Source organism: Tuberibacillus calidus DSM 17572 (assembly GCF_000430685.1).
GTDB classification, from domain to species: domain Bacteria; phylum Bacillota; class Bacilli; order Bacillales; family Sporolactobacillaceae; genus Tuberibacillus; species Tuberibacillus calidus.
Genome location: NZ_AUMM01000081.1, coordinates 1 through 3739 on the forward strand (window position 1 = coordinate 1; position 3739 = coordinate 3739).

At 43.1% G+C, this 3739-nt stretch carries 2 protein-coding genes; both read left to right on the top strand.

What is annotated here, in order from left to right:
* The first annotated feature begins 376 nt into the window (after window positions 1-376).
* Window positions 377-2590 carry a bacteriocin-associated integral membrane family protein gene (locus tag H532_RS0113895; RefSeq protein WP_027725966.1) on the top strand — a complete coding sequence of 738 codons (2214 nt, stop codon included), beginning with the start codon at window positions 377-379 and terminating at the stop codon, window positions 2588-2590.
* Between the two features lie 5 nt (window positions 2591-2595).
* Entirely contained in the window at window positions 2596-3225 is a 630-nt protein-coding gene (locus tag H532_RS0113900; RefSeq protein WP_027725967.1) for an ABC transporter ATP-binding protein, read from the top strand.
* The last annotated feature ends 514 nt before the right edge of the window (window positions 3226-3739 follow it).

Consider the following 3739-nt stretch of genomic DNA (forward strand, 5'->3'; position numbering starts at 1 on the left):
TGCTGAAGCCTATGAAACCCTTCAACAAATGTTTGAAAAACGTTATAACTAACCAAATATTGTAAACGAACAAAATAAAGGGATTCTCCCTTTCCCCCCTCAAGAGACTGAATATTCAGTCCCCTGGGGGGGAACCAGCCCCCCCTCTATTCCAAATCCATTTCAGAGATACCCTATCTATCTTACATTACACAAAATTCTTGACGGTACCTTAAAATTGACCTTTTTACAAATTATATATAAATATATTTGATTAATTGCATAAAAATATATTTATATAATTTTAATATATTAAATATTTACACCTAACATAAAATCGTTGAAAACATATTTTAGAAGAAATAAATAAGATTTTTACGTTTTTAAGGGGTGTTCTATGAAAAAAATACTCATCGCTTTAGTGGTGGTCGCGTATGCGGTTTCCGCCTTTTTATGCACCAAATTTTTCGAGGCCAAAGAATTGGCGGAAATCAACGGTACCGGTCAAACCGTGTTCACCGTCACCGATTGGCGCAAAAATGAAAGCCCTGATGACAAATTACAGGCATTGACTAACCTCGCACTCCAAGAAAAAGTCAATATCTATAAGCTCGTTTATAAACCAGTGGAAAGCACTAAGAATCCTAAAATTGTCATCTATGCGGCAATCGGTAATCCAATCCGATCACAGCGGGCATTTCCTCTTCAATGGGGAAAACGATGGAATAGAGGCGATCGGAAGGCCTTTTTGTCCTCCATTCGGACAAGTTCCCGGAATCAGACGGGGCAAATCGCTCTGTTCAACCCAAACATCGTTGTCGAAATTCGACCGATGACAGCGGCAAGAGAAGAGAACTTACGCGGTGTGTATTGGATCGACAGCCGCAATCGAACCCTCGTTGATCATACTAAAGAACAATTAAGATCTGTTGTCGGCTTGCAAATTTCCGATCAGCCGACGAAAAATGCTTTGATCATGTTGGCCGATCAGCAAATGACGGTTTATCTGATCGCAGTTCTTGGCATTCTATTCATTCTCATCGCTTTGAGCGATCTTTATTATGTTTTGCTCAATTATAAAGCGTTGGCCGTCCGGAAGCTGTTCGGTTTTTCCAACCCATCGCTCATCTTTAAACACTTGGTGAAAGAAAATGTACGGATCCATGCCGTCGCTTTCCTTACCGTCCTATTCGTTCAAGCGATTTTTCTCGTCTTCTACAACGGTTGGAATCGTTGGATGCCGTTTGCCGGCGTCTGGTTTATCTGGCAGTTTCTTTTTACAGGCATTTCAGTATTATTTGGGCTTATTCCGTTTTTAATGGTTTATCTGATTCGAATCGGAGAAATGCTGAAAAACCGGAAGCCGTTAAAGCTCGTCCAATTTTTAAACTACGTCTCGAAATTGATCTTTTCGTTTATTCTGCTGATGTTGTTCCTGCATGCCGCCCAAAATAACAAGGAATTACGGATGCAAAAGGCCAATCACGCGAAATGGGAAGAAGCAATGCATTATGCTTTTTATGAACTTCAAGACAGTTGGGCAGGCGAAAAGGATCGGGAAAATTGGGTTTATCAAACGGGAAAAAAGTGTCAAATACTGTTCAAATTAGCCTCGGAAAAAGGTGCGATGCTGGTGAAACCATCGGATGGAATCGTGTTCAACGGCCATCTCCAAACAGCAGTCAACGACGGCCGCGCGGTCAAACCTTACGACCCCGATTTGGGGAATGTCTTGCAAGTCAATCGCAACTATTTAAAGGACAACCCCGTCTATGATGTCAACGGTCGGCGGGTGAACGTCACAGAGGCATCGGGTCACACGCTCATCGTCTTGGTTCCCGAGAAATTTCAAAAGGATGAAGCCGACATTCGCAAGACCTACAAGGAATGGTTCAGATTTAAAAAATATATTGATGATGACCTTCATATGAAGCGGATCGGCAAACAAGTGCCCGTCCACAAAAATGTGCAGATAAAAATTCGATACATTCAAAACGGACAAAAACATTTTTTGTATCATCCCGATTATGAAAAAGAAAACAACAATTACAGCAAGGATTCCGTCCTCATCGTCATCGGTCCGGAAAGTCTGGGCGGCGACAGTTACCTCAATTATTTATCATCAAGGACCTTTTTTCCTTACGTCAAGGATACCGAACATCCGTATGACGAACTGAAAAGCGACATCAAAACAGCGGGGCTCGGGAACACGATTCTTACCGCTCCGCTCTTGTACAGCGTGGTGGACGCCTATCTTTATCATTTGCAAAGCGAACTTCGCTGGAGTTTTTTCTTGATGATCCTGATCGTGATAATGGAACTCATCGTCACCATTTTTATGACTTTTAACCATCTGGAACGAAACAAGACGATTCATGCGGTCAAATGGCTGCATGGATATTCATCCTTAAAAAGGCATGGGGCGTTTTTCGCTATGATCGGCCTCTTTTGGTTCATGCTTTTATCAGCCGTCATGATTCTCTCTCATGATGCTTGGGAGATGACCTTTTTCCTTGTGCCCGCGTTATTTGCGATTGAGCTGGGCGTTACCGTTCTGGTCGTTCGGACGGCAGAAATGAAAAAAATCAAGGACGTCCTAAAGGGAGCATGACATGTATGGAAATTGAACTCAAAAACATCGTCAAAACCTATGGCGACAAACGGATCTTTGACCAATTCAATCTCTCCGTGAAAAAAGGGGAAATCGTGGCGATCACCGGTCCGAGCGGGAAGGGGAAATCGACGTTATTGAACATCGTCGGGCTTTTGGAAGCGCCGGATTCTGGAGATGTCTACATACAAGGGCTGAAAAACCCGTGGAAAAGGGAAAAGACGAAGATCAAACTCTTGCGTGATACGATCGGCTATTTATTCCAAAATTACGCGCTCATTGATCAGGAAACCGTCAGCAAAAATTTGGACGTGGCGCTTGAGTACGTCAGAGGAGTCGATAAAAACGCTTTAAAAAGAAAGGCACTCGAAAAGGTCGGACTCTCCGACAAAATGCATCACAAGGTCTACCAGCTGAGCGGCGGCGAGCAACAGCGCGTCGCCTTAGCCCGCCTTTTTTTGAAGAAGAGCGACATCATTTTGGCCGATGAACCGACCGGATCGCTCGACGCAGCCAACCGTGATCGCGTGCTTTCCCTCATCCAATCGTTGAATCAGGAGGGAAAGACCGTGCTCATCGTCACCCACGACCCCGAGGTGACGAAAATTTGTACGAGGGTGGTCGCATTGGCGTAACGGTCCGCAGCTTTGAGCGGGATATGGTTGATTGATTCGGAGAGGGTGGGCAAAATCGTGGGTAGCGGCAGATTCTTTACATGACATCCCGTTGATTTTTATAAAAGAGGGGGGGAGGATTTTATTGTATATACGGCCGAACGTTCGTTTGAATGTTTTAATCCTTCCTCCTCATTTTTACAAACGTTTTAATAGATAAATACATGGAGGATAAGCTGAGAAGCAGCGCAAACATCCAAACGCCGAATGAATCAATGTATTTATCAAACGTATAAAGGGATAAATTTGACAATGATGGGATCAACAATTTGATCAAACAGGATCATAAAATAAAAAACGTTAGGAACTACTTGACGAAGTTTTACATTCTCCGCTTTACCGGCTAAAAAGCCATCGAGGCTGTCGATGATGTATAAAATTTTGTGTAAAGCATTTTGCTAGACCAAAAGAAAAAAGGTAGGGTATTCTCTGATTTAGCCATAACACATTCCAGAGAAAGGAGTACCCTACCTAT

Bases quoted from the DNA above. Each gene is read 5' to 3' on its own strand.
- H532_RS0113895 (WP_027725966.1), top strand. From the start codon at position 377: ATGAAAAAAATACTCATCGCTTTAGTGGTGGTCGCGTATGCGGTTTCC.
- H532_RS0113900 (WP_027725967.1), top strand. From the start codon at position 2,596: ATGGAAATTGAACTCAAAAACATCGTCAAAACCTATGGCGACAAACGG.